Consider the following 22,553-nt stretch of genomic DNA (forward strand, 5'->3'; position numbering starts at 1 on the left):
ATTTACGAGTCGTGGTTAACTAAAGGAGTGAGTTGTTTCGCCATCCAGTCGGCAATAAACGGCTGGGCGTCACGATTTGGATGAATACCATCATCCTGCATCCACTGGGGTTTCAGATAGACCTCTTCCATAAAAAAGGGCAACAGAGGAATATCAAACTCTTTGGCGAGCTTTGGATAAATAGCGCTAAAGGTTTCATTATAACGGCGACCGTAGTTTGCCGGCAGACGAATTTGCATCAATAACGGTTCGGCATTCGCGGCCTTCACGTCCTGCAATATTTTGCGCAGAGTCTGTTCGGTTTGCAGAGGTTGAAACCCGCGTAGCCCGTCGTTGCCGCCAAGTTCTACCAGCACCCAGCGAGGCTGATGCTGTTGCAGTAATGCGGGCAGACGGGACAGACCCTGTTGTGAGGTGTCGCCGCTAATGCTGGCATTCACCACAGATGTTTTGGTTTGCCATTTATCATGGAGTAGCGCTGGCCACGCCGCGCTGGCTGACATACGGTATCCGGCACTCAGGCTGTCACCCAGAATTAATAACGTGTCCGCTGCGGCGGCGCGGAACGTTAACAGGACCAGGAACAGGAAGGGCAAATGCCAGCGGAAAACATTGTTGAAGTTCATCATCTTAAGAAATCCGTCGGTCAGGGTGATCACGAGCTATCCATCCTTACCGGAGTTGAACTGGTTGTCAAACGCGCCGAGACCATTGCGTTGATTGGCGAGTCGGGCTCGGGAAAATCGACACTGCTGGCAATCCTCGCCGGTCTGGACGATGGCTCTGGCGGAGAAGTCTGCCTGGTAGGACAGCCGTTGCATACTATGGATGAAGAGGCCAGGGCACAACTGCGGGCGAAGCATGTCGGTTTTGTTTTCCAGTCCTTCATGTTAATTCCAACCCTGAATGCGTTGGAGAACGTTGAGTTGCCCGCGTTATTGCGGGGGGAAAATAGCGGGAAAAGCCGCGACGGTGCGAAAGCATTGCTTGAGCAACTGGGGTTGGGGAAACGTCTCGACCACCTTCCTGCTCAACTCTCAGGCGGTGAGCAGCAGCGCGTGGCGTTGGCGCGGGCGTTTAACGGGCGCCCTGACGTACTGTTTGCCGATGAGCCAACAGGCAACCTGGACCGACAAACCGGAGACAAAATTGCCGATCTGCTGTTTTCCCTCAACCGTGAACACGGCACGACTCTGATTCTGGTGACTCACGATCCGCAACTGGCGGCACGCTGTGACAGGCGTTTACGTCTGGTGAACGGGCAGTTGCAGGAGGAGGCATGATCGCACGCTGGTTCTGGCGCGAATGGCGCTCACCTTCATTATTAATCGTCTGGCTGGCGCTGAGTCTGGCGGTGGCCTGCGTGCTGGCGCTGGGCAACATCAGCGACCGTATGGAAAAAGGGCTGAGTCAGCAAAGTCGCGAGTTTATGGCGGGTGACCGGGCGCTGCAAAGCTCGCGGGAAGTGCCAACATCATGGATTGATGAGGCGCGTCAACGTGGCCTGAAGGTGGGCGAACAGCTGACCTTCGCTACTATGACCTTTGCGGCCGATACTCCGCAACTGGCGAACGTCAAAGCGGTGGATGACGTTTACCCGATGTATGGTAATTTGCAAACCAACCCTCCGGGACTCAAACCACAGCCAGGATCTGTACTGCTGGCTCCGCGCCTGATGGCGCTGCTCAATTTAAAAATCGGTGATTCCATCGATGTTGGTGACGTCACCCTGCATATTGCCGGAGAAGTGGTACAGGAGCCAGATTCCGGCTTTAACCCGTTCCAGATAGCGCCACGCCTGATGATGAATATGGCGGATGTTGCAAAAACTGGCGCGGTCCAGCCGGGAAGCCGCGTGACATGGCGTTATAAATTTGGCGGTACGCCGCAGCAACTGGAAGGGTATGAGCAATGGCTGTTGCCGCAGCTAAAGCCGGAACAACGCTGGTACGGGCTGGAGCAGGATGAAGGGGCGTTAGGGAAATCGCTCGAACGCTCGCAGCAGTTCCTCCTGTTGTCGGCGTTGCTAACGTTGCTGCTGGCGGTTGCCGCCGTTGCGGTGGCGATGAGTCATTATTGCCGCAGTCGGTACGATTTGGTGGCGATTTTGAAAACGCTCGGTGCGGGCAGGGCGCAGTTGCGTAAATTGATTGTCGGACAGTGGCTGATGGTACTGGCGCTGTCTGGCATAACCGGCGGAGCATGTGGGCTACTGTTTGAGCGTGTTCTGGTGGTGTTGCTCAGGCCCGTATTACCCGGCGAATTGCCGCCAGCCAGTCTGTGGCCATGGCTGTGGGCATTAGGCACCATGACCGTTATCTCTCTGCTGGTGGGGCTACGTCCTTATCGTCTGTTACTGGCCACGCAGCCGCTGCGGGTGCTGCGCCGTGACGTGGTGGCAAATGTCTGGCCGCTGAAATTTTATCTCCCGTTGGTTTCGGTTGTTGTTGTTGCGCTCCTCGCGGGGTTGATGGGTGGCAGTATGCTGCTGTGGGCGGTGCTGGCTGGTGCGGTCGTACTGGCGCTACTGTGCGGCGTGCTGGGCTGGATGCTGCTCAACGTGCTGCGTGGCATGACGTTAACCTCGCTGCCGCTGCGTTTAGCTGTCAGCCGACTGTTGCGTCAGCCATGGTCAACGCTGAGCCAGCTCTCAGCCTTTTCACTCTCCTTTATGCTGCTGGCGTTGTTGCTGGTACTGCGTGGCGATCTGCTCGATCGCTGGCAGCAGCAAATGCCGCCGGAAAGCCCGAACTACTTCCTTATCAACATCGCGACTGAACAGGTTGTACCGCTGAAGGGTTTCCTGTCTGAGCATCAGATAATTCCTGAGTCGTTCTACCCGATTGTGCGGGCGCGTCTGACGGCAATTAATGATAAGGCGACCGAGGGCAATCAGGATGAAGCGCTCAACCGTGAATTGAACCTGACCTGGCAGGATACCCGACCGGATCATAACCCGATTACCGCCGGAACCTGGCCGCCAAAAGCTGGTGAGGTATCGATGGAGGAGGGGCTGGCAAAACGGCTGAACGTGAAGCTCGGCGATCGTGTGACCTTTATGGGGGATACCCAGGATTTCAGTGCCACGGTCAGCAGCCTGCGCAAAGTGGACTGGGAAAGTCTGCGGCCTAACTTCTTCTTTATCTTCCCTTCCGGCGCACTGGACGGACAGCCGCAAAGCTGGCTGACCAGTTTTCGTTGGGAGAACGGTAACGGCATGCTGACACAGCTTAATCGCGAGTTTCCGACCGTCAGCCTGCTGGATATCGGCGCAATCCTCAAGCAGGTTGGTCAGGTTCTGCAGCAGGTCAGTCGGGCGCTGGAGGTGATGGTCGTGCTGGTAACTGCCTGCGGCATGTTGTTGCTCCTGGCCCAGGTTCAGGTTGGGATGCGCCAGCGTCATCAGGAACTGGTGGTCTGGCGTACGCTCGGGGCGGGTAAGAAACTTTTGCGTACCACGCTGTGGTGCGAGTTCGCCATGCTGGGGATGGTCTCTGGGTTGGTGGCGGCCATTGGTGCCGAAACGGCGCTGGCGGTTCTGCAAACCAAAGTCTTTGACTTCCCATGGGAACCTGACTGGCGACTGTGGGTAGTATTGCCGTTTTGCGGGGCGCTGCTGCTCTCATTATGTGGCGGATGGCTCGGCGCACGCCTGTTAAAAGGTAAAGCACTCTTCCGACAATTCAGTAATTAATTCATTTCAGTGATGATTACGCACCGGTTTTTTATATCGGTGCGTATTTTTTTCTATAGGGCACAAATTGATAACTCCTTGATATTTAACAGCACAAATCAATAAAAAACCGCCAACACGACAGGGTTAATAAAAGTTAATATTTGCATGCTGAATAATTGGCAGGCTATCTATCAAGGTAAAACCATGACTATAAAAAAAACAGCGCTGGCGGTATCGATCGGCGCAGCAGTGGCATTAACGACTTTCGCTTCTCAGGCGGAAATCACGGTCCTGAAACAAGATCCGCAGGCGGGCAATCCGCTGAGCCGTCTTAACTTCACCGTCGGCGGGAGTATTCGTCCACAGTTCCAGAATATGGCTGGCGATGATGGTAAGAATGGTTACAAACGTAATGGTTTTGACGGCGGCACGCGTTTCCGCTTTGCTGCTGACTACTATCTGTTTGATGACATCAGTTGGGTGAGCTACTACGAGCTGGGCGTTAACTTCCCGGCCATGTTCAACTGGGATAATCACTACGCTGACGGCGCCAACGATACCACGCGTCGTATGCTGTACACCGGTCTGAAAAGCGCGACCTGGGGTACACTGACCTTCGGTCAACAGAACAGCATTTACTATGATGTGGTCGGTGCGAAAACGGATATCTGGGACTACGACATGATCGGTCAGGCGCCAGGTAACGGTATTAATGGCGACTACGATGGCTCATATCGCACGCGTAAGTCTCTGAAGTATAAAAAAGCTGTTGGGGATGTTGATCTCTACGCTTCTTATCTGTTCAGCGATGATTACAACCCGAATAACGGCCTGCGCTACAAGCGTAAAGGTGGTGGCTCTCTGGGCGTGGATTACCACATCACTGATGACTTAACCTGGGGTACCGCGTGGAACTACACCCGTGCGGAAATGCGCGGCAACAGTAGCAAAACTTACGATCAGAACATCGTTGGTACCGCACTGAGCTGGAAACCGGACAACTGGACCTTCTCACTGGGTGGCGGCTGGTACCAAAACTTCATGACCACCAAAAAAGTATCGGTTAACGACTACTTTGCTGGTGACGCATGGGGTCTGGAATACTTTGCTGGTTACACATTCCCGGTTGGTCAGTATGCGGTTAAATCCATCCAGCCTTACTTCATGGGCGACCGTATCGAATACGTGAATGGTCGTAACTATCTGCGTACCGACAATGGGTTGGGTATCAGCTTCCAGCTGGATTATGGTTTCCGTGTGGATTACGAACACGTCTTTACCTCCAGCACCGACAACCTGGGCGACATGAACCTGGTGCGTCTGCGCTACGATTTCTAAGAACGCCCTGCTAAAACAGATGCCCGATGGTGAGATGCTAATCGGGTAATTGACCAGGCGCCGCCTATAAGCCGGATGATGCTATCCGGCTTTTTCGTTTTTCAACTATTCATTCCTGAAACTTGCATAAGCGCCTTCCTTACTCATTCAACGACATACTTCGCAACATCATGAAATAATTTCAAGGACAGCAGGCTGTGATCTGTGTCATGTTAAGAATCAGCCTGTTAAGCAGGCCAAAAAAAACAACGTCGCATGAACGGCGTGGGACATTACATCACAACGTTAAAATGGAGAAGTTATGGGATTGCGTCAGAGTTTACGCGTCGCGAGCGGGGTACTGTTGCTGGCCTGTGGATTACAGTTTGCTCATGCGAACAGCGATCCGCACACCATCGTGTTCGGTGTTGCGCCGGGTCCATATGGTGATATGGTGAAACAGGCCATTGCCCCGACGCTGAAAGAGAAAGGCTACAAGGTAGTGGTGCGCGAATTCAGTGACTATGTCCAGCCGAATATGGCACTCTCCAACGGTAGCATTGACGCTAACTTGTTCCAGCACTCGCTCTATTTTGACAAATTCACCGCTGATAAAGAGTTGAAACTGAGCAAGCTCATTGTGGTCCCTACGGCCGGAATGGGTTTTTACTCGCATAAAATCAAAAGCCTGGATGAGCTGAAGAAAGGGGATGTCATCACCCTGTCAAACGATCCGACCAACCTGGCTCGTGGTCTGCGCTTCCTGCAATCAATCGATCTGATCACCATTAAAGACAATATCGATCCGACCAAAGCCTCCGAGCGCGATATCGCCAGCAACCCGAAAGGGTTGATCTTTAAGCCACTGGAAGCCGCGCAACTGCCGCGTACGCTGGATGGCGTAACCGGGGCGCTGGTCAACGGCAACTTTGCTGTCGCGGCAAAACTGGATCTCTCCAGTGCCATTAAGCAAGAACATCTGGATGAGAACCTGAAAAATATCATCGCGGTACGCACTGAAGATGCGGATAAACCGTTCGCTAAAGATATTGTTGAGGCGGTGAAATCTCCGGCCTATCGTGCGGTGATTGACGATCCGAAAAATATCTACAGTGCCTTCCAGAAACCGGAATGGATGTCGGCAGCCAAATAATCGCTGCGCAAAAGGTTTAACAGGGCAGCGATGACTGCCCTTTTCGCATTTCTGAGGTGGCTATGATTGAGATAGATAAGGTTTGCGTGGATTTCACCGCAGGCCGTGGGCCGTCAACAAGGGCGGTTGATGACGTCAGCCTGCGTATCGGCGCGGGTGAGATATTTGGCATTGTCGGTACCAGCGGTGCGGGAAAGAGTACGCTTTTGCGCACCCTGAACGCCTTAACACGCCCAAGTCAGGGAAGCGTAAAGGTTAACGGAGTAGAAATCTCTGCGCTCGAAGGGGGGCATTTACGTAAGGCCCGCCAGCGTATTGGAATGATTTTCCAACACTTTAATCTGATGCATACCCGAACCGTTGCGCAAAACGTCGCCTTCAGCCTGAAAGCAGCCGGGTGGGAGCGCAGTAAAATCGGACCGCGCGTGACGGAAATTCTGTCACTGGTTGGGCTGTCCGATAAGGCTAACCGTTATCCCATACAGCTTAGTGGTGGGCAAAAGCAGCGTGTTGGCATTGCCCGCGCTATTGCCAACCACCCGGATGTGCTGCTGTGCGATGAACCCACCTCTGCTTTGGATCTGGAAACCTCAGCCACTATTCTGGCTCTGCTCAAACAGATCAACCAACAGTTGGGGATCACGATCGTGCTGATCACTCATGAAATGAACGTGATCAAATCTATCTGCGATCGTGTGGCAGTGATGTCAGGCGGGAAAGTGGTGGAAACAGGCGAAGTGTTTGATGTCTTTGCCCACCCGCAGCATGCTTTCACGCAGCAACTGGTATCGCATACGCTCAATCTGACGCTCCCGGAACGGCTGCGGGAACATCTGCCCGGTCAATTGCTGAAAATCTTGTTTATCGGCGACTCGGCAGAACAGCCGGTGTTGTCTGAAGTGGCGGTAAAGTTTGGTGTAGCGGTGAATATCCTGCACGGCAAAATTGAGTATATCGGTGAGCGTGCGCTGGGGATCTTAGTGGTGCAACTGACTGCACCGCAAAATCCTGGCGCGGTGGATGCTGCCGTGGAACATATTCGTCAACGTACTGCACAGGTGGAGGTGATTCGTGGATGATTTATTGCCGGATTTGACACTGGCGTTCAATGAAACTTTCCAGATGCTTAGCATCTCGACGGTGCTGGCGATTATTGGCGGTCTGCCGCTGGGCTTTCTCATTTTCGTTACTGACAGGCATTTATTCTGGCAGAACCGTTTTGTCTATCTGCTCAGCTCCGTGCTGGTGAATATCATCCGATCGGTGCCGTTTGTGATCCTGTTGGTGCTATTGCTGCCGCTAACGCAGTTTCTGCTCGGTAATACCATCGGACCGATTGCGGCTTCGGTACCGCTCTCTGTTGCGGCAATTGCGTTCTATGCCCGGCTGGTGGACAGCGCGCTGCGTGAGGTTGATAAAGGAATCATTGAAGCGGCAGAAGCCTTTGGCGCCAGCCCGATGCGTATTATCTGTACGGTTCTGTTACCGGAGGCCAGCGCGGGTCTGCTGCGTGGACTGACGATAACGCTGGTGAGTTTGATTGGATACTCCGCAATGGCCGGAATTGTTGGCGGCGGTGGCGTTGGCGACCTGGCTATTCGCTTCGGTTATTACCGTTACGAAACCCAGGTGATGATTGTCACCGTGGTGGCACTGATTATTCTGGTGCAGGTCGTACAGGTATTTGGCGACTGGCTGGCGAAACGTGCCGACAAGCGTGACAGGCATTAATACGCGCTAATAACAGGCCGGGCAAGCGTAGCTAAGCCCGGCATGCGAATTCTATTACTGCGCCTGAACCCAGTCGGCAACCTCCTGCCATGTGCCGCGAAAGACGACTTTCGCGGCTTTCTTTTCCAGCTGATAGCGATACATCGGATCGTAATATTCGTTGAGTAATGGCACCAGCCAGCCCATGTGACCATCGGTACTGCCATTAGTCTGCTGTTCCGTCAGAGCAACATCGAGCAATGCGGTGAGCTCTGCGAAGCGTTGTAACCCCAGACGACGGCGAATAGCGAACAGACCGTGGTGCAGATATTCGCTGTACTCTTGCCAGCCCTGGGTTTCCCCATAAGCTTGCGTAAAATCGTGGTGCATGCGCACAAAATACTCTTCACGCAGGCGTTCCAGACGCAGCTCAAAGGGATCTTCCACCACCGCAATGGATGCCTGAGCCATGCGTTCACGCAAGCATTCGGGCAAATGATTGGCACCAATCATGCGGCCTTCATCTTCCAGCACCCAGCGATGCAGGTCCTGACGGCTATCGGTTTTCAGCATCTCGACTGCCAGCAGATTTTCAAAACTGGCCTGGCTCAGTTGGGGTTCTACCGTGCGACCAAAAGAAGAGCCGCGATGGTGCGCCAGACCTTCGAGGTCCACGCCGTTCGGCTGCAGTTGCACCAACTGCGTTTTACCGCTCCCGGTACAGCCGCCAATTAAGATGATGGGTTTTTGTACCAGTTCTTCGGTCACTTGCATCGCCGCCTGCCGAAGCGCTTTATACCCGCCTGCTATCAATGGGTAATTGATGCCGGATTCGCGCAGCCATTGCTGCACAATATGTGAGCGCTGACCGCCGCGCGCACAGCATAAATATCCCTCAGGTTGTAGACGACAGGCATCTTGCCAGGCTTTCATCCGCTGTTGACGGATGTCACCACTGACAAGTTGATGCCCAAGCGCGAGTGCCGCTTCCGGTCCCTGACGCTTGTAACAGATGCCGACCGCGGTACGCTCCTCGTTATCCATTAAAGGCAGGTTAATTGCGCCAGGCATGGCACCTTGTTGAAATTCGACGGGCGCGCGTACATCGATTAAAGGCGTACCGGCGAGCAGAATCGCACGATAGTCCGTTCCATCGTTCATGTTGAATCCTGAAAATACAAAACAGCAATGGAGGGGATTTTACGCGCTGATAGAGGGAGTGGGGAAGGATAAGATCCTTTCCCCGACATTTTATGTGTTACTTCAGCTTACTTTGCGCCCAGATAATCCCACTGGCGTATTCCGGCGGCAGAAGGGGAATGAGTGCTTCCAGCGTTGCGCTCAGGCGAGCGGTATCGCTGTCCGTCAGGTTCAAGTGACCGACCTTACGGCCTTCGCGCACTTCTTTGTCGTACCAGTGCAGGTGCACCAGTGGCAACTTCAGCCAGTCGTAGTTCAGGTCAGTACCGATAAGATTCACCATGACCGAAGGATTGTTCACTACCGGCGTGGGTAATGGCAGGTCGGTAATGGCGCGCAGGTGCAGTTCAAACTGGCTGATGCTGGCGCCGTTTTGCGTCCAGTGCCCACTGTTGTGTACGCGCGGGGCCAGTTCGTTAATCAGCAAGCCTTCCGGGGTGATGAAACACTCCATCGCCATTACGCCGACATAGCCCAATTCCTGCATAATAGCGGACAACATCGCTTCAGCCTGTTCCTGCTGTTTCGCATTGGCTTGCGGAAATACCACGCTGGTACGCAGAATGCCGTCCTGATGCAGGTTATGGGTCAGCGGATAAAAGACTGTGCTGCCGTCATGAGCGCGAGCGCCCACCAGCGACACTTCACCTGAGAAGTTTATGCCTCGTTCGACAATGCATTCGCCGTAGCAGTCGTCTGGAAGTTGTTCAGTTTCATTGACGCGTAAACGCCACTGACCACGACCGTCGTAGCCGCCGACACGACGCTTCACGATTGCCAGCTCGCCCAGTTTGTCGAATATTGCAGACCACTCGCTATTATCCGCCAGCAGTTGCCACGGTGCGGTCGCCAAGCCGAGCTTGTCAAAAAGCTGCTTTTGCGTCAGACGGTCGGCAATAATCGGGAACACATCGCGGTTAACAAACGCCGGATGGCGGGCCAACTCGCGAGTGAGTGCGGTTTCCGGCCAGCGCTCAATTTCAGCGGTAATCACGCTTTGCTGAAAGGGGACGGCCGCAGGTTCGGCATCCAGGCCAACAGGCCAGACTGCAATGCCCAACGGCTCGCCTGCCTGACGCAACATGCGTCCTAGCTGACCGTTACCAAGTATGCAAACCTGCTTCATGCTGCACCTCGTGGGTCCGGGTTCTCCAGCACCTCATCGGTTTGCGCTTTACGCCAGTCGATCAGACGCTGGTGTAGCGTTTTATCGTGGGTTGCCAGAATTTGCGCCGCCAGCAGTGCCGCATTTGCCGCGCCCGCTTTGCCAATCGCCAGCGTGCCAACCGGAATGCCGCGCGGCATCTGCACGATGGAATAAAGGCTGTCTACGCCGCTCAGGGCAGCACTTTGTACCGGAACACCTAAAACAGGTACCAGCGTTTTCGCCGCAATCATGCCAGGCAGATGTGCTGCACCACCTGCACCGGCAATAATCACCTGATAGCCGTTCTCTTCTGCGCTCTCGGCGAAGCTGAACAGTTTATCGGGAGTGCGGTGAGCAGAGACAACTTCAACGTGGTGCGGGACATCCAGGATTTCGAAGATTTCGGCGGCGAACTGCATGGTAGTCCAGTCGCTTTTGGACCCCATCACGATGGCGACACGCGCCGGATTATTGCGGGAAGACATGCGTCTTAAAACTCCTGTGGTGCGAAACACACTGCTTTCGAGGCGAGAGAGAATAGCATGATATACAAGCAAGGAAAACGGTTGCGCAGCGAAATGTTAACGCCTGGATGTAATCCCCTTGAGGGGTTACTGGGAGATTTTTCATGGCCAAACAGGCCGTTACGCTGGGCTGTAGGGAACTGGCAGATTTTCGGTTATTGAAGCATTGGGTTTTGTTATTAGCCGCCGGTCAAAGTGCGTTTCTTCGTTATGTCGGCGAGTAGCGTGCATATATCGGTGGCTTAGTTACTTCTTTCCACTCTTTTTTGAGAAGCGCGTAGATAAAGGTGTCATCGTGGGGCGCGAAGCGGACATTCTCCAGCGGTATCGCTTACAAAGTAGCAGTGCTAAAGATACCGACCCTGTAAAAACAATTTTTTATGAATAGTGCAACCCGCGGACCGTTCTTTCAGTCGCTCACACGCCACCATGCCTTGATAACACAATTTCGTATTTGGCATCCATTCGCATTCACCGAATGTCGGTACGATAATTCTGCTATTCAAATTGAGCACAGGATCACATTTAATCGCCTTATTACGGTTCAGCATGTTGAACAAGGTATATTTTCCACTACACAATGCCGATATCATTTATTCCAATAGCAAGAGGGAGCCATTATGGTTCGCAAAGGGTGTAATTCATTAGTCCGTGCTGAAAAAATATTAACCCATATTGCGTGGGTAGGTGTGGCAAGTTATATGGAATTATTAAAAAAATTTCAGTATCCCAAAAGTAGTCTGCTTAATTTATTGAATGTGATGGTGGAATGTGGCTTCTTAATTAAAAATAAAAATGGCCATTATTCACTGGGGATTAAAAACTACGAACTGGGATGTCAGGCACTGCACCGCCAGAATATTTTTGAAGTGACGAAGCGGCCAATGCAGGAGCTGTCGTTGAAAAGCGGCTTGGTTTGTCATCTGGGCGCGATGGAGAGCTATTCTGCTATCTATCTTGACAAGATTGAAAGCCCGGATTCGGTGCCGACCAGCAAAAGCTGGATTGGCAAAAAACTTGAATTACATATTACCGCACTGGGTAAGGCGTTATTGGCCTGGAAAACGAGAGAAGAGTTGGATTATTTTTTAGATGCTCTTACGTTGACTCCACATACGCGCAATACATTTACTGATAAAAAATTATTTCTGGAAGAACTGCAAAAAACGCGGCTTCGGGGATGGGCCATAGATAACGAAGAATCGACCTATGGTGCAGTATGTTTAAGTATGCCTGTATTCAATATGTATAACCGGGTTAATTATGCGATCTCGCTATCAGGCGATCCGGTGGTTTACTCAGGAAATAAGATCGACGGTTATCTGGAACTGCTCCGAAAGTGTGCCGGGCAAATATCATATGGACTGGGATACATAAGCGAAAATGAATATTTACGAAAAGGAAATTGAAGTAATGAAAAAATTCAGCGGCATTATTCCACCGGTATCCAGTACGTTTCATCGTGACGGAACCATTGATAAAACGGCAATGCGCCAGGTTGCCGACTTCCTGATTAATAAAGGAGTCGACGGGCTGTTTTACCTTGGCACCGGTGGTGAATTTAGCCAGATGAATACCGCCCAGCGCATGGCGCTCACCGAAGAAGCCATATCCGTTGTTGGTGGGAGGGTTCCTGTATTGATTGGCGTCGGTTCGCCTTCCACTGATGAAGCGGTCAAATTGGCGCGGCATGCCGAATCCTGCGGTGCTGACGGTGTCGTCGCCATCAACCCTTACTACTGGAAGGTCGCGTCACGAAATCTTGACGACTATTACCAGCAGATCGCTCGTAGCGTCACTTTGCCGGTAATCCTGTACAACTTTCCGGATTTGACGGGCCAGGACTTAACCCCGGAGACAGTGAAACGTTTGGCCTTGCAAAATGAGAATATCGTTGGCATCAAAGACACCATCGACAGTGTCGGTCACTTGCGCACGATGATTAACGCAGTTAAGTCAGTGCGCCCGTCGTTTTCTGTATTTTGCGGCTATGACGACCATTTACTGAACACCTTGCTGTTAGGGGGGGACGGCGCGATTTCAGCTAGCGCTAACTTTGCACCGGAACTCTCCGTTGGTATCTACCGTGCCTGGCGCGAAGGTGATCTGGCAACCGCCGCCAACCTGAACAAAAAGCTACTGCAACTGCCATCTATTTACGCTCTGGAAACGCCGTTTGTCTCGCTAATCAAATACGGTATGCAATGCGTAGGGTTACCAGTAGAGACTTATTGCTTGCCGCCAATTCTTGAGGTGTCAGAAGAAGCCAAAGAAAAAGTCCATGCACTGTTGGTTGCGCAGGGTATTTTACCGGTCTGAGGAGAATCTCATGTCTGTACGCAATATTTTTGCTGACGAGAGTCACGATATCTACACCGTCAGAACGCACGCCAATGGCCCTGATGGTGAACTGCCGCTGACGGCGGAGATGTTAATCAACCGCCCGAGTGGGGATCTGTTTGGTATGACCATGAATGCCGGAATGGGCTGGTCTCCGGATGAGCTGGATCGGGATGGTATTTTACTGCTCAGTACGCTCGGTGGCTTACGCGGCGCAGACGGTAAGCCTGTTGCACTGGCGCTGCACCAGGGGCACTACGAGCTGGATATCCAGATGAAAGCGGCGGCTGAGGTTATTAAAGCGAACAGTGCCTTGCCCTATGCTGTGTATGTCTCCGATCCTTGTGATGGACGCACGCAGGGCACGACCGGGATGTTTGATTCGCTACCGTACCGTAACGATGCCTCAATGGTGATGCGCCGTCTTATCCGCTCTCTGCCCGATGTGAAAGCAGTCATTGGCGTGGCTAGCTGTGACAAGGGGCTTCCGGCTACCATGATGGCACTCGCCGCGCAGCATGATAAAGCGACGGTATTGGTGCCTGGTGGTGCGACGCTACCTGCAAGAGATGGGGAAGATAACGGTAAGGTGCAGACCATAGGCGCACGCTTTGCTAATGGTGAGTTATCACTACAGGACGCACGCCGTGCCGGCTGCAAGGCCTGTGCCTCATCCGGAGGTGGCTGTCAATTTCTGGGTACTGCCGGGACATCGCAGGTTGTGGCCGAAGGATTGGGGCTGGCGATTCCGCACTCGGCATTGGCCCCTTCTGGTGAGCCGGTGTGGCAGGAGATCGCCAGAGCTTCCGCAAGGGCGGCGTTGAACCTGTGCCAGCAAGGCATTACCACCCGGGAGATACTCACCGATAAAGCGATTGAGAATGCGATGACTGTCCATGCGGCGTTTGGCGGCTCGACAAACCTGCTGCTCCACATCCCGGCGATTGCCCATCAGGCAGGCTGCCATATCCCAACCGTTGACGACTGGATCCGCATCAATAAGCGGGTGCCCCGACTGGTGAGTGTGCTGCCCAATGGCCCTATTTACCACCCAACTGTTAATGCTTTCATGGCGGGCGGTGTGCCAGAAGTGATGCTGCATTTGCGCAATCTTGGATTGCTACATGAAGACGTTATGACTGTAACCGGCAGTACACTGAAGGAGAACCTGGACTGGTGGGAGCACTCAGAACGCCGACAGCGATTCAAACAACTACTGCGCGAACAAGAACAGATCGACGCTGACGAGGTGATCATGTCGCCGCAGCAAGCGAAGGCACGTGGCTTAACCTCAACAATTACCTTCCCAGTGGGTAATATTGCTCCGGAAGGGTCAGTGATCAAATCCACAGCCATCGATCCATCGGTGATTGATGATCAGGGAGTCTATTACCATAAAGGTGTGGCGAAGGTCTATCTGTCCGAGAAAAGTGCAATTTACGATATCAAGCACGACAAAATTAAAGCGGGCGATATTCTGGTCATTATCGGTGTTGGTCCTTCCGGTACCGGGATGGAGGAAACCTACCAGGTTACCAGCGCGCTGAAACACCTGTCATACGGTAAGCATGTTTCACTGATTACCGATGCGCGATTCTCGGGCGTTTCCACTGGCGCGTGTATAGGTCATGTGGGGCCAGAAGCGCTGGCCGGAGGACCAGTCGGTAAATTACGCACTGGAGATATTATCGAAATTAAAATTGATTGCCGCGAGCTTCAGGGCGAAGTCAATTTCCTCGGAACCCGTAGCGATGAAAAATTACCCTCAAGGGAGGAGGCAACAGCAATATTAAACGCCAGACTCAGTCATCAGGATTTACTTCCTGATCCTGAACTGCCCGATGATACCCGGCTTTGGGCAATGCTCCAGGCAGTTAGCGGCGGCACATGGATGGGTTGTATTTATGATGTGAATAAAATCGGTGCTGCGCTGCGAGATTATATTAATAAGAACTGATAGTAAAAAATAAAAAAATCCAGACACCCTAATAATTTGACTACGCGTTATAAATCATTTGTGTAGCCAGATTATTAGGGGTCGTTACCCTACAATGAGAGGACATTATGCCGCTAATTATCGTTGTGGCAGGGATTGCCTTACTCCTGCTTTTGACTATAAAAATTAAGCTTAATACGTTTGTATCTTTAATTATTGTCTCGATTGCTGTCGCCATCGCCAGTGGAATGGAACTGAATAAAGTCGTAACCTCGGTTGAGTCCGGTCTTGGCGGTACGCTGGGACATATTGGCCTGATATTCGGATTCGGCGTTATGCTCGGTCGATTACTGGCTGACGCGGGTGGTGCGCAGCGAATAGCTCTGACCATGCTGAATTATTTCGGGAAAAATAAACTTGACTGGGCGGTAGTCTGTTCAGCATTTATTGTCGGTATTGCACTTTTTTTTGAAGTCGGTTTAATCCTTCTGGTACCTATTTTATTCGCTATTGCCCGTGAAGCCAAAATATCGCCGATGTTTATGTGTGTGCCGATGCTCTCCGGTTTGCTGGTCGCGCACGGTTTTTTACCACCTCACCCCGGCCCGACGGTGATCGCCCGTGAATATGGTGCGGATGTAGGATTGGTATTGATATACGGTATTATTGTCGGCATTCCAACCTTTATTCTTTGCGGCCCGGTGCTGAATAAATTCTGCCAGCGCATTATTCCGGACGCCTTTAAAAAAGAGGGTAATATTGCCTCCCTGGGTGCAACCCGCCGATTCAGCGAAAGCGAAATGCCTGGCTTTGGGATCAGTTTTCTCACGGCAATGCTGCCAGTGATCCTGATGGCGGTAGTCACTATCATCCAGATGGCCCATGCCAAAAGCGCCGCGGACTCAGGCTTGTTCTACAACGTGATGCTGTTCTTAGGTAACTCGACGATCGCCATGCTGATTTCACTGCTGTTTGCGATCTATACCATGGGACTGGGCCGTGGGAAAACAATCCCTGACCTGATGGATTCCTGCGGGAAAGCGATTGCGGGTATTGCCGGTCTGCTGCTGATTATCGGTGGTGGTGGTGCATTCAAGCAGGTTCTCATCGACTCTGGCGTCGGTCAGTATATTTCCACCCTGGTGTCGGGCATGGATATCAACCCGATCCTGATGGCATGGGGCGTAGCCGCATTCTTACGTATTTGTCTGGGTTCTGCCACCGTCGCGGCGATCTCTACCGCCGGGCTGGTCATTCCGCTGCTGGCGGTACATCCTAATACCAACCTGGCCTTGATTACACTGGCTACCGGTGCGGGATCCTGTATTTGCTCCCACGTAAACGACGCCAGCTTCTGGATGATCAAAGACTTCTTCGGTCTGACCACCAAAGAGACGCTGTTGTCATGGACGCTGATGTCAACCCTATTATCCATATGCGGGTTGCTGTTTATTCTGGTTGCCAGCATTATTTTATAATAGTGTGTTCGCCAGTGAACCGCTTTGCCGGTTTACTGGCTCCCCTGTATCTCACAACAACAAGACAAAACTCAGACCTTCTGGTTGTCGCCTTATCTTATATGCCAACTCACAGATTTAACGGTCGGTGTCTTTGTCGTTTCGTTGGGAAAAGAGGGGGCCTGGATATTGATGCTGAAGCAGCCATACGCACTCTCTTAAACACGACAGGGCATTTTTATTATTGTGGAAGGACGCTTCTGCTTTGCATTATCACGTTGTGTAGTAAACGTTACAGCAAATGGTCGCGATAATTTAAAACGGGAAAGCGATCAGTTCGACATTGTCTGGGGTGACTTTGACCATTGAGCCTTCAGTGTGCCATGCCCCGAGAACCACGCGGAAAGCGGGTTGTTTATTGGCGGTCAGTTTATGAACTGCCGGGCGATGAGTATGACCATGAATCAGCCACTGAACCTGATGTTTTTCCATCTCGGCAACGACGGCCAGTGGATTCACATCCATGATCTCCAGTGATTTGCTGCTGTTAGCGGCTTTGCTGTTGGCGCGCATTTTCGCGGCAATACGCTGGCGAATAAATAAAGGCATGGCAAGAAACAGAGTTTGTAACCAGGGTTGGTGAACTTTGGCGCGAAAAGCCTGATAGCCCGTATCATCGGTGCACAGGGTGTCTCCGTGCATGATTAATACTTTTCGGCCATACAGATCGAGCACTTTTTCCTGCGGCAATAGGGTCATGCCGCTTTCACGGGCAAAACGTTTGCCGAGCAGAAAATCTCGGTTGCCGTGAATAAAAAAGCAGGGGATGCCTGAATCAGCCAGCGCTTTTATCGCGGCGGCGATTTGCTGATGCAGGGGATTGGGGTCGTCGTCGCCTATCCAGGCTTCGAAGAGATCGCCAAGAATGTACAGCGCATCAGCCTGGCGTGCTTCACCGGATAAAAAACGCAGAAAACCGGCGGTGATCGCCGGTTCTTCCGTGCAGAGGTGAAGATCTGCAATAAACAGTGTCGCCACGATTACTCGCTGACGGTCACGTTTTCGATGATAACGTCTTCTTTTGGTACGTCCTGGTGCATACCGCTGCGACCAGTGGAAACGCCTTTGATTTTATCAACCACGTCCATACCTTCGACAACTTCAGCAAACACACAGTAACCCCAACCCTGCATGCTTTCACCGGAGAAGTTCAGGAAGTCGTTGTCTGCAACGTTGATGAAGAACTGGGCAGTCGCGGAGTGTGGAGCCTGAGTACGGGCCATTGCCAGCGTACCACGAGTGTTTTTCAGACCGTTGTTGGCTTCGTTTTTGATCGCTTCTTTAGTGGCTTTTTGTTTCATGCCTGGCTCAAAACCGCCGCCCTGGATCATGAAACCGTTAATCACACGGTGGAAAATGGTGTTGTTGTAGAAACCTTCGCGGCAGTAGTCCAGGAAGTTTTTAACTGTTTCAGGCGCTTTATCATCAAAAGTTTTGATTACGATATCGCCGTGATTAGTGTGGAAAGTAACCATTTTTGCATCCTGTTCCGATAGAGTAGTGCTTCGACCCTGGTCAGGGTCACATATAGGGGCTTGTTATAGCATAACCGCAAGGTTCGATCACCTTGCAAAGTGTGCTGCTTCGAGGCCAATTTATAGGTATTATAGGGCTTTGTTATCCACACACGTCTACACGGAATCTTCGATGTTAAAAATCTTTAATACACTGACGCGCCAAAAAGAGGAATTCAAACCTATTCATGCCGGGGAAGTCGGCATGTACGTGTGTGGTATTACCGTTTACGATCTCTGTCATATTGGTCACGGGCGTACCTTTGTTTCTTTCGACGTCGTGGCGCGCTATCTGCGCTTTCTCGGCTACAAGCTGAAGTACGTGCGTAACATTACTGATATCGATGATAAAATCATTAAGCGCGCTAATGAAAATGGCGAAAGCTTTGTGGCGCTGGTCGATAGAATGATCGCGGAAATGCATAAGGATTTCGACGCGCTGAATATTCTGCGTCCGGATCTCGAACCGCGAGCGACACATCATATCGCTGAAATTATTGAAATCACCGAGCAACTGATTGCTAAAGGTCACGCCTACGTGGCGGATAATGGTGACGTGATGTTCGACGTACCCACCGATCCGCATTACGGCCAGTTGTCGCGCCAGGATCTGGATCAACTGCAGGCGGGTGCTCGCGTTGATGTGGTCGATGTGAAGCGTAACCCAATGGACTTCGTTCTGTGGAAGATGTCCAAAGAGGGTGAGCCGAGCTGGCCGTCGCCGTGGGGCGCGGGGCGCCCTGGCTGGCACATTGAGTGCTCGGCAATGAACTGCAAACAGCTGGGTAACCATTTCGATATTCACGGCGGTGGTTCAGATCTGATGTTCCCACACCATGAAAATGAAATCGCTCAGTCCACCTGCGCGCATGACGGTGAATACGTCAACTACTGGATGCACTCTGGCATGGTGATGGTTGACCGCGAGAAAATGTCCAAATCGCTGGGCAACTTCTTTACCGTACGTGATGTTCTGAAATACTACGATGCCGAAACCATTCGCTACTTCCTGATGTCCGGTCACTATCGTAGCCAGTTGAACTACAGCGAAGAGAACCTGAAACAGGCTCGCTCAGCGCTGGAGCGTCTGTACACTGCGCTGCGTGGTACTGATAAATCCGTTGCGCCAGCCGGTGGTGAAGCCTTTGAAGCGCGTTTCATTGAAGCCATGAACGATGACTTCAATACTCCGGAAGCCTACTCTGTGCTGTTTGATATGGCGCGTGAGGTTAACCGTCTGAAAGGCGAAGATATGGCTGCAGCTAACGCGATGGCTTCACATCTGCGTAAACTGTCCGGTGTTCTGGGACTGCTGGAGCAGGAGCCGGAAGTGTTCCTGCAAAGTGGCGCACAGGCGGATGACGGTGAAGTTGCTGAAATCGAAGCGTTGATCCAACAGCGTTTAGATGCCCGTAAAGCGAAAGACTGGGCAGCAGCTGATGCTGCGCGTGACCGTCTGAACGAGATGGGTATTGTGCTGGAAGATGGTCCGCAGGGAACCACCTGGCGTCGTAAATAATCGTATTGCCGGATGGCGATGACGCTTATCCGGCCTGGAAAATATGAGCCGCTCTCAGGCCGGGTAAGGTGTTAGTCACCACCCGGCTTTTTAACGTCTGCGCCACCACAATAAACTCATCACTATCAATCCCGGCAGCCATACCCATATTAGTTCCGAGATAATGACCTGATATCCGTACGGCGTGGCATAGCGTGACAACGCAAACGGCGCGACCTTAATCACCTGCCACGGCGCAAAGAAGCGTTCATCTGACCATGGCCAAAGCCAGCCTACACCTTTGCCACCGGTAGTGACTGAATCCAACAGGCTATGCGACAGCAGTGAAACTGTCAGGAATAGCCAGCAGCGAATCAAGCCGGTTTTAAACCATCGTCGGCCAATCATCACGCAGAGCAGCGGTACGACAAAGGCAAACAACAACGAGTGGGTAAATCCGCGATGGCCAAACACGTTTCCATAGGCGACGCCGAACTTAAATGACAGGACGTCCGCATCCGGTAGCATCGCCAGTACGATCCCGGTGAACAGTAAACGTGGTGGAATAACGTTGAGTCCCAGGCCTAAACCTAAACAAATCGGAACGGCAGCGTGGGTAATAATGGTTGGCATGAGGTTCACTTCGAATGAGAAAACAACATGTTAGAAGTTTACTGTGAAGAGATGATGAAGTCAGTTACCTGACAATGGAGTAAACTGGCCGGATAAGGTGTAAACCGCATCCGGCACTCGGGATCACGCGACGACGTTAATGCTGTGACCTTCAAAACTGACGGTCTGTCCGGCAACGATTTTGCAGCGTTTGCGCGTTTCCACTGCACCATCGACCTTCACTAACCCTTCGCTAATGGCAATTTTTGCCTGGGCACCGCTTTCGCTCCAGCCTTCCAGCTTCAGCAAATCGCAGAGTTCAACGTGTGGGTGCTTACCCAGTGAAAATGTGGCCATCTTAAACTTCCTTTACATCGTGATATTCAACGCACGCTTGCAGCGTGTTTTCGATAAGTGTTGCGACAGTCATTGGGCCTACGCCGCCGGGTACTGGTGTGATGTACGATGCCCGCGCAGCCGCATCGTCGAACACCACATCGCCAACAACCTTGCCATTCTCCAGACGGTTGATGCCGACATCAATCACAATTGCACCTTCTTTGATCCACTCACCGGGAATAAAGCCAGGTTTGCCGACGGCTACAATCAGCAGGTCAGCATGTTCAACGTGACGACGCAGATCTTTGGTGAACCGATGGGTGACCGTGGTAGTACAACCCGCCAACAGCAGTTCCATGCTCATCGGGCGACCAACAATATTCGATGCCCCAATAACCACGGCATTCAGGCCATAGGTGTCGATGTTGTAACGCTCAAGCAAGGTCACTATTCCGCGCGGGGTACACGGGCGCAGGCGCGGCGCGCGCTGGCACAGGCGTCCGACGTTATATGGGTGGAACCCGTCGACGTCTTTATCCGGTGCAATGCGTTCCAGCACTTTAACGTTGTCGATACCCGCCGGTAACGGCAGCTGTACCAGGATACCATCGATGGTGGTATCCGCATTGAGCGTATCGATCAGCTCAAGAAGCTCCGCCTCGCTGGTGGTTTCAGGTAGGTCATAGGAGCGGGAGACAAACCCCACTTCGTCGCAGGCTTTGCGTTTACTTGCTACATAAATTTGCGAAGCCGGGTTGCTACCTACCAGCACAACAGCTAATCCTGGGGCGCGTAATCCAGCCGCTAAGCGTGCCTGAACTTTTTGAGCAACCTCAGAGCGCACCTGCTGCGCAATCGTTTTACCGTCAATAATCTTTGCTGCCATCAGAGAGAGGATTCCGTCTGTTACGTTAAACCGAAGGGGATGTGACTATTTTGTCAGAAGCGGGGCGTGCTGTCAGTTTTCGTTTGCGATTTTACGTGCGATTGCGGGAGTACTGTCAGAGAGCAGGGTGGCGCAAGACACAGGATCCAGCGGAATAAATAGTGCGCGTGCTAATTAAAATTAACGTTAATTAAACAATTCATCACCCTGATGTTTTCATGGTTAATGCTTAAGAAACCAGACTGTTACGTCCCATTATGAGTATATTCAACGTATTTTTACACAGATTTTTCCTGGATCCCATTAAGAATTAGCCAGGTGCATTTAAAGGATTTGCAGGTATTTTTCATTAATTGAAATGTTTAATTTATCCCTGTGACGAATTGTCATATTCGTGAAGATAAATTAGTGAACTTACGGCTCGGGATAGTGGGAGTAAAAGGTTAGCTAATTCTTTTACGATATATATCTTTACAGGATGCAGAGATAATTTGCCTGACATTTAATGTCGATAATGATTCAAACGGATCCCGCAGGATGCTGGAGCCGGATGTGTGTAATTCAAGGGAACTCCATGAAACGTAAATTAATAACCTCTTCTGTTATTGCCAGCCTGATGTTAGTTGCCGGGTCAGCGGTAGCGGCAGATCCGGTAAGTGTTAGCGGTGGTACCGTTCACTTTGAAGGTGAACTGGTCAATGCAGCCTGTGCGGTAAGTACTCAGTCAGCCGATCAGATTGTTACTTTAGGACAGTATCGTACCGCCAGCTTTGCTGCTGTTGGTGATACCACAGCACAAATTCCGTTCTCCATCGTGCTGAACGACTGCGACCCAACAGTTGCAGCTACTGCTGCCGTTGCATTCTCTGGTCAGTCGGACCTCACCAACAACAGTCTGTTGGCTGTGTCTTCCTCGGATAACAGCACCACGGCGACTGGCGTAGGTATCGAAATTCTTGACAGTAAGTCCACTGCACTGAAGCCTGATGGTGCGACCTTCTCTACTGCCCAGGCGTTGGTTGAAGGTACTAACACCCTGCGTTTCTCTGCGCGTTATAAAGCGACTGTAGCAAGCACAACGCCAGGTCAGGCAAATGCTGATGCCACCTTCATCATGAAGTACGAATAAGCCGTTCTGATTTGCACAAGGAAGATGATCGCCTCACTGGATGAGGCAATATCCG

The 22,553-nt window shown here is 51.9% G+C and carries 21 protein-coding genes; 12 read left to right on the top strand and 9 right to left on the bottom strand.

Annotated elements, in window-relative coordinates; all coding sequences use genetic code 11:
• Window positions 1–2 precede the first annotated feature (2 nt).
• Window positions 3–629: a multifunctional acyl-CoA thioesterase I/protease I/lysophospholipase L1 gene (gene tesA, locus OH663_RS13650; protein ID WP_200012246.1), complete on the bottom strand. Its 627-nt coding sequence runs from the start codon at window positions 627–629 to the stop codon at window positions 3–5.
• On the opposite strand from tesA, the gene ybbA reads away from it, so the two are divergent.
• The 6 genes from ybbA to OH663_RS13680 all read left to right on the top strand — a co-directional run bounded on the left by ybbA (window position 597) and on the right by OH663_RS13680 (window position 7,877).
• A complete protein-coding gene (gene ybbA / locus OH663_RS13655) occupies window positions 597–1,283 on the top strand; it encodes a putative ABC transporter ATP-binding protein YbbA (RefSeq protein ID WP_045449477.1) in 687 nt (228 codons plus the stop codon). The two genes, tesA and ybbA, sit on opposite strands and share 33 nt — an antisense overlap.
• On the top strand, window positions 1,280–3,694 hold the full coding sequence (gene ybbP, locus OH663_RS13660) for a putative ABC transporter permease subunit YbbP (RefSeq protein ID WP_200012248.1): 2,415 nt from the start codon (window positions 1,280–1,282) through the stop codon (window positions 3,692–3,694). Before ybbA ends, ybbP begins: the two co-directional genes overlap by 4 nt.
• 186 nt (window positions 3,695–3,880) lie before the next feature.
• Complete coding sequence (locus OH663_RS13665) at window positions 3,881–5,014, top strand: porin (protein ID WP_045449479.1); 1,134 nt, start codon at window positions 3,881–3,883, stop codon at window positions 5,012–5,014.
• 301 nt (window positions 5,015–5,315) lie between these two features.
• Window positions 5,316–6,146 (top strand): MetQ/NlpA family ABC transporter substrate-binding protein, encoded by an 831-nt coding sequence (locus OH663_RS13670; RefSeq protein WP_200012250.1) that lies wholly within the window; start codon window positions 5,316–5,318, stop codon window positions 6,144–6,146.
• A 62-nt stretch (window positions 6,147–6,208) separates the two neighbouring features.
• Entirely contained in the window at window positions 6,209–7,225 is a 1,017-nt protein-coding gene (gene sfbB, locus OH663_RS13675; RefSeq protein WP_200012251.1) for a virulence-associated ABC transporter ATP-binding protein SfbB, read from the top strand.
• On the top strand, window positions 7,218–7,877 hold the full coding sequence (locus tag OH663_RS13680) for a methionine ABC transporter permease (RefSeq protein WP_045440727.1): 660 nt from the start codon (window positions 7,218–7,220) through the stop codon (window positions 7,875–7,877). Before sfbB ends, OH663_RS13680 begins: the two co-directional genes overlap by 8 nt.
• 54 nt (window positions 7,878–7,931) lie before the next feature.
• On the opposite strand, the gene mnmH is transcribed toward OH663_RS13680, so the two are convergent.
• From mnmH to purE, 3 genes are all read right to left on the bottom strand, one after another.
• The gene (gene mnmH, locus OH663_RS13685; protein ID WP_200012252.1) at window positions 7,932–9,017 is read right to left on the bottom strand and encodes a tRNA 2-selenouridine(34) synthase MnmH; all 1,086 of its coding nucleotides are present in this window, start codon (window positions 9,015–9,017) and stop codon (window positions 7,932–7,934) included.
• Between the two features lie 97 nt (window positions 9,018–9,114).
• Window positions 9,115–10,182 (bottom strand): 5-(carboxyamino)imidazole ribonucleotide synthase, encoded by a 1,068-nt coding sequence (gene purK / locus OH663_RS13690; RefSeq protein ID WP_045440793.1) that lies wholly within the window; start codon window positions 10,180–10,182, stop codon window positions 9,115–9,117.
• Window positions 10,179–10,688, bottom strand: a complete 510-nt coding sequence (gene purE, locus OH663_RS13695) for a 5-(carboxyamino)imidazole ribonucleotide mutase (RefSeq protein WP_045440795.1) — start codon at window positions 10,686–10,688, stop codon at window positions 10,179–10,181. The genes purK and purE overlap by 4 nt, the downstream gene beginning before the upstream one ends.
• Window positions 10,689–11,347: 659 nt before the next feature.
• Here purE and OH663_RS13700 point away from each other — a divergent pair.
• The 4 genes from OH663_RS13700 to OH663_RS13715 all read left to right on the top strand — a co-directional run bounded on the left by OH663_RS13700 (window position 11,348) and on the right by OH663_RS13715 (window position 16,481).
• Complete coding sequence (locus OH663_RS13700) at window positions 11,348–12,136, top strand: IclR family transcriptional regulator (protein WP_045440798.1); 789 nt, start codon at window positions 11,348–11,350, stop codon at window positions 12,134–12,136.
• A 4-nt stretch (window positions 12,137–12,140) separates the two neighbouring features.
• Complete coding sequence (locus tag OH663_RS13705; RefSeq protein ID WP_144243052.1) at window positions 12,141–13,046, top strand: dihydrodipicolinate synthase family protein; 906 nt, start codon at window positions 12,141–12,143, stop codon at window positions 13,044–13,046.
• 10 nt (window positions 13,047–13,056) lie between these two features.
• Complete coding sequence (gene yjhG / locus OH663_RS13710) at window positions 13,057–15,024, top strand: xylonate dehydratase YjhG (RefSeq protein ID WP_200012253.1); 1,968 nt, start codon at window positions 13,057–13,059, stop codon at window positions 15,022–15,024.
• 107 nt (window positions 15,025–15,131) lie between these two features.
• Window positions 15,132–16,481, top strand: a complete 1,350-nt coding sequence (locus OH663_RS13715) for a GntP family permease (RefSeq protein ID WP_045440810.1) — start codon at window positions 15,132–15,134, stop codon at window positions 16,479–16,481.
• Window positions 16,482–16,775: 294 nt separating this feature from the next.
• On the opposite strand, the gene lpxH is transcribed toward OH663_RS13715, so the two are convergent.
• Window positions 16,776–17,498, bottom strand: a complete 723-nt coding sequence (gene lpxH, locus OH663_RS13720) for a UDP-2,3-diacylglucosamine diphosphatase (protein ID WP_200012254.1) — start codon at window positions 17,496–17,498, stop codon at window positions 16,776–16,778.
• A gap of 2 nt (window positions 17,499–17,500) precedes the next feature.
• Window positions 17,501–17,995, bottom strand: a complete 495-nt coding sequence (gene ppiB / locus OH663_RS13725) for a peptidylprolyl isomerase B (protein WP_003021875.1) — start codon at window positions 17,993–17,995, stop codon at window positions 17,501–17,503.
• Between the two features lie 172 nt (window positions 17,996–18,167).
• Here ppiB and cysS point away from each other — a divergent pair, with 172 nt between their 5' ends.
• A complete protein-coding gene (gene cysS / locus OH663_RS13730) occupies window positions 18,168–19,553 on the top strand; it encodes a cysteine--tRNA ligase (protein WP_048221915.1) in 1,386 nt (461 codons plus the stop codon).
• Window positions 19,554–19,643: 90 nt separating this feature from the next.
• On the opposite strand, the gene OH663_RS13735 is transcribed toward cysS, so the two are convergent.
• From OH663_RS13735 to folD, 3 genes are all read right to left on the bottom strand, one after another.
• The gene (locus OH663_RS13735) at window positions 19,644–20,165 is read right to left on the bottom strand and encodes a metal-dependent hydrolase (protein ID WP_200012255.1); all 522 of its coding nucleotides are present in this window, start codon (window positions 20,163–20,165) and stop codon (window positions 19,644–19,646) included.
• A gap of 123 nt (window positions 20,166–20,288) precedes the next feature.
• Window positions 20,289–20,501, bottom strand: a complete 213-nt coding sequence (ybcJ, locus tag OH663_RS13740) for a ribosome-associated protein YbcJ (RefSeq protein ID WP_045440819.1) — start codon at window positions 20,499–20,501, stop codon at window positions 20,289–20,291.
• Window position 20,502: 1 nt separating this feature from the next.
• Window positions 20,503–21,369, bottom strand: a complete 867-nt coding sequence (gene folD / locus OH663_RS13745) for a bifunctional methylenetetrahydrofolate dehydrogenase/methenyltetrahydrofolate cyclohydrolase FolD (protein WP_045440822.1) — start codon at window positions 21,367–21,369, stop codon at window positions 20,503–20,505.
• A gap of 574 nt (window positions 21,370–21,943) precedes the next feature.
• Here folD and fimA point away from each other — a divergent pair.
• Complete coding sequence (gene fimA, locus OH663_RS13750; RefSeq protein ID WP_045440823.1) at window positions 21,944–22,498, top strand: type 1 fimbrial major subunit FimA; 555 nt, start codon at window positions 21,944–21,946, stop codon at window positions 22,496–22,498.
• The last annotated feature ends 55 nt before the right edge of the window (window positions 22,499–22,553 follow it).

The sequence above is a fragment of the Citrobacter sp. Marseille-Q5395 genome (genome assembly GCF_947057495.1).
GTDB classification, from domain to species: Bacteria; Pseudomonadota; Gammaproteobacteria; order Enterobacterales; family Enterobacteriaceae; genus Citrobacter; species Citrobacter murliniae.